The following is a 3,785-nucleotide window of genomic DNA, read 5'->3' as shown; positions in this document are numbered from 1 at the left end:
GGCGTTTGAAAGTCAGTCTTCGCGAGCAAGCCCGCTCCCACATTTGGAATGCAATCTCCTGTGGGAGCGGGCTTGCTCGCGAAGCTTTTGATCTTCAGGCGCCAAAGACGTCCTTGAGGAAGCCCGGGGCGATGTAGCGCTGATAATGCGCTTCCGACAGCAGGAAAAATTCCCGATCAATGGCATCGCGCAACGCCGGCAGGTTCCAGTCGCGGAACTCCGGCAGCAACACCATCCCATAGGCTTCCAGATTAATGATCACCCGCGCCCCGCGCGCAATCAGCTGATAGGCCCAGCAATATTCCGACTGATGCGGCACGAAGCGGATCTTGCGCTGCTCCAGCTGTTGGCGCAGGCGCGCCGGATCGAAGATCTCGACCTTGCTCGCCATCACTTGTGACAGCAATTGCTCCAGACGCAACCACACCGCACGCTTTTCCTCCTCGCCGTAACCATTCCAGTGGATCACTTCGTGGTGGAAACGCTTGCAGCCACGGCACACCAGATCTCCGTAAACAGTGGAGCAGAGGCCGACGCAGGGGGTCTTGATGGTCTGATTGGGCATAAATTGGCAAAACACTGAAACGCGGAACAGGCCGGCATGTTAGCCCTTTGTCGGGCATTGATCACCCCTCAAACGTCAGGGGCAAGCGCTGGCTCGCGGTTTGCCTCGCCCGCGCACAACGCCACCAAAGTCCAATAGAGCGCGACTTACCTTTAAATTTTTTTTGCCGTAGAATCAGCCAGCCTTTTAAGGCGCCAATGTCCGTTAGAAGCTGTTTTCAAAGCGTCACGAGCACAGTCGTTCCTTCAGAGCGGTGTTGGCGAAGGGTTTTTCCAGCGGGGAAAAGCCCAACGCCAACCCTCATCAGCTCCCCGTTCTGCAGGCGTAAAACTTTGAAAGCAGCTTCTGTAAGGAATTGCCGGTAATTCTGGCCAAACGACCCACAACGTCGTGCGGTGCATGAGTACGGCAATTTCGGGATGAGCGTCCCGGACACCCATTTGGGACCACTGATGAGGGTAATAACTGTGCTTGAAGCCTACCGCAAACATATCGAAGAGCGTGCAGCCCTGGGTATCGTTCCCCAGCCGCTTAACGCCGAACAAACTGCAGGCCTGGTCGAGCTGCTGAAGAATCCTCCGGCTGGCGAAGAAGCTTTCCTCGTTGACCTGATCACCAATCGCGTACCACCAGGAGTGGACGAAGCCGCTTACGTCAAAGCCGGTTTCCTGTCGGCCCTGGCCAAAGGCGAAGTCACCTCCCCTCTGCTGGACAAGAAGCGCGCTGTAGAACTGCTCGGCACCATGCAGGGCGGCTACAACATCGTGACTCTGGTTGAACTGCTGGACAACGCCGAGCTGGCGCCAGTGGCTGCCGAAGAACTCAAGCACACCCTGCTGATGTTCGATGCCTTCCACGACGTGGCTGAAAAAGCCAAGAACGGCAACGTTCACGCCAAGGCCGTGCTGCAATCCTGGGCTGACGGCGAGTGGTTCAAGAAGCGTCCTGTCCTGGCCGACAAGATCAGCCTGCGCGTATTCAAGGTCACCGGCGAAACCAACACCGACGACCTGTCGCCTGCACCAGACGCCTGGTCGCGTCCTGACATCCCGCTGCACGCCCTGGCCATGTTGAAAATGGCCCGTGACGGCATCGTTCCGGACGAGCAAGGCAAGACCGGCCCGATGAAGCAGATCGAAGAGATGCGCGGTCAAGGCTTCCCGATCGCCTACGTCGGTGACGTGGTCGGTACCGGTTCCTCGCGTAAATCGGCAACCAACTCGGTGCTGTGGTTCTTCGGCGACGACATCCCTTACGTGCCGAACAAGCGCGCTGGCGGTTTCTGCTTCGGCAGCAAAATCGCTCCGATCTTCTACAACACCATGGAAGATGCCGGCGCACTGCCAATCGAGTTCGACGTGTCGAACATGAACATGGGCGACGTGATCGACCTGTACCCGCACGCTGGCAAAGTCTGCAAGCACGGTACCGACGAAGTCATCACCACCTTCGAAATGAAGACCCCTGTGCTGCTGGACGAAGTCCGTGCCGGCGGTCGTATTCCGCTGATCATCGGCCGTGGCCTGACCGAGAAGGCTCGCGCCGAACTGGGTCTGCCAGCATTCGATCTGTTCAAGAAGCCTGAAGCACCGGCTGAAAGCACCAAGGGCTTCACCCTGGCGCAGAAAATGGTCGGCAAGGCGTGCGGTCTGGCAGAAGGCCAAGGCGTTCGTCCTGGCACCTACTGCGAACCGAAAATGACCACCGTCGGTTCTCAGGACACCACCGGTCCGATGACCCGTGACGAACTGAAAGACCTGGCGTGCCTGGGCTTCTCCGCTGACCTGGTGATGCAGTCCTTCTGCCACACCGCGGCGTATCCGAAGCCGATCGACGTGACCACCCACCACACCCTGCCTGACTTCATCATGACCCGCGGCGGCGTTTCCCTGCGTCCGGGCGACGGCATCATCCACTCGTGGCTGAACCGCATGCTGCTGCCGGACACCGTGGGTACCGGTGGTGACTCGCACACCCGTTTCCCGATGGGCATCTCGTTCCCGGCCGGTTCCGGTCTGGTCGCGTTCGCCGCTGCCACCGGCGTCATGCCGCTGGACATGCCGGAATCGATTCTGGTGCGCTTCAAAGGCAAAATGAAACCTGGCATCACCCTGCGTGACCTGGTTCATGCCATTCCTTACTTCGCTATCCAGAACGGTCTGCTGACCGTCGAGAAGAAAGGCAAGAAAAACGCCTTCTCCGGCCGCATCCTGGAGATCGAAGGTCTGGAAGGTCTGACCCTGGAACAGGCGTTCGAACTGTCCGACGCCTCGGCCGAACGTTCGGCTGCCGGTTGCACCATCAAGCTGTCGAAAGAGTCGATCACCGAGTACCTGCAGTCCAACATCACCCTGCTGCGCTGGATGATCGGCGAAGGCTACGGCGATGCACGTACCCTGGAACGTCGCGCGCAAGCGATGGAAGCCTGGATCGCCAACCCTGAGCTGATGGAAGCCGATGCCGACGCCGAATACGCCGAAGTCATCGAAATCGATCTGGCCGACATCAACGAGCCGGTACTGTGCGCACCGAACGACCCGGACGACGCCCGTCTGCTGTCCAGCGTGGCTGGCGAGAAGATCGACGAAGTGTTCATCGGTTCGTGCATGACCAACATCGGTCACTTCCGCGCTGCCGGTAAACTGCTGGATCAGGTCAAGGGTCAGCTGCCTACCCGTCTGTGGCTGTCGCCGCCGACCAAGATGGACGCTCACCAACTGACCGAAGAAGGCTACTACGGCATCTACGGCAAGGCCGGCGCACGCATGGAAATGCCAGGCTGCTCGCTGTGCATGGGTAACCAGGCACGCGTTGAGCCGAACAGCACCGTGGTGTCGACTTCGACCCGTAACTTCCCGAACCGTCTGGGCGACGGCGCGAACGTCTACCTGGCTTCGGCCGAGCTGGCGTCCGTGGCTTCGATCCTGGGTCGCCTGCCGACCGTCGAGGAGTACATGGAATACGCTGGCAAGATCGACAGCATGGCGGCCGATGTCTACCGCTACCTGTCCTTCGACCAGATCGCCGAGTTCCGTGAAGCTGCTGCGAACGCCAAGATTCCAGTCGTTCAAGCCTAAGGTTACAAAGCAATAGAAAACGCCGCCCATCGTGAGATGCGCGGCGTTTTTTTATGCCTTGGAATACCGTCCCCTGTAGGAGTGAGCCTGCTCGCGATAGCGGTGTGTCAGATACATTTGTATCGACTGACACACCGCTATCG

The 3,785-nt window shown here is 59.1% G+C and carries 2 protein-coding genes; one reads left to right on the top strand and one right to left on the bottom strand.

Translation table 11 applies throughout. From position 1 onward, the window contains the following. Window positions 1-94: 94 nt before the first annotated feature. Complete coding sequence (locus QMX91_RS29670; RefSeq protein WP_134786086.1) at window positions 95-565, bottom strand: DUF1289 domain-containing protein; 471 nt, start codon at window positions 563-565, stop codon at window positions 95-97. Window positions 566-1,032: 467 nt separating this feature from the next. Here QMX91_RS29670 and acnB point away from each other — a divergent pair, with 467 nt between their 5' ends. Beyond that, a complete protein-coding gene (acnB, locus tag QMX91_RS29665; RefSeq protein WP_225138908.1) occupies window positions 1,033-3,642 on the top strand; it encodes a bifunctional aconitate hydratase 2/2-methylisocitrate dehydratase in 2,610 nt (869 codons plus the stop codon). Window positions 3,643-3,785: the final 143 nt, after the last annotated feature.

This window comes from Pseudomonas sp. PS01299, from assembly GCF_029960145.1.
Lineage (GTDB): Bacteria > Pseudomonadota > Gammaproteobacteria > Pseudomonadales > Pseudomonadaceae > Aquipseudomonas > Aquipseudomonas putida_A.
This window is presented reverse-complemented; position numbering and strand designations above follow the sequence as displayed.

Coding starts and splice junctions, on each gene's coding strand:
- QMX91_RS29670 (WP_134786086.1), bottom strand. CDS start 565: ATGCCCAATCAGACCATCAAGACCCCCTGCGTCGGCCTCTGCTCCACT.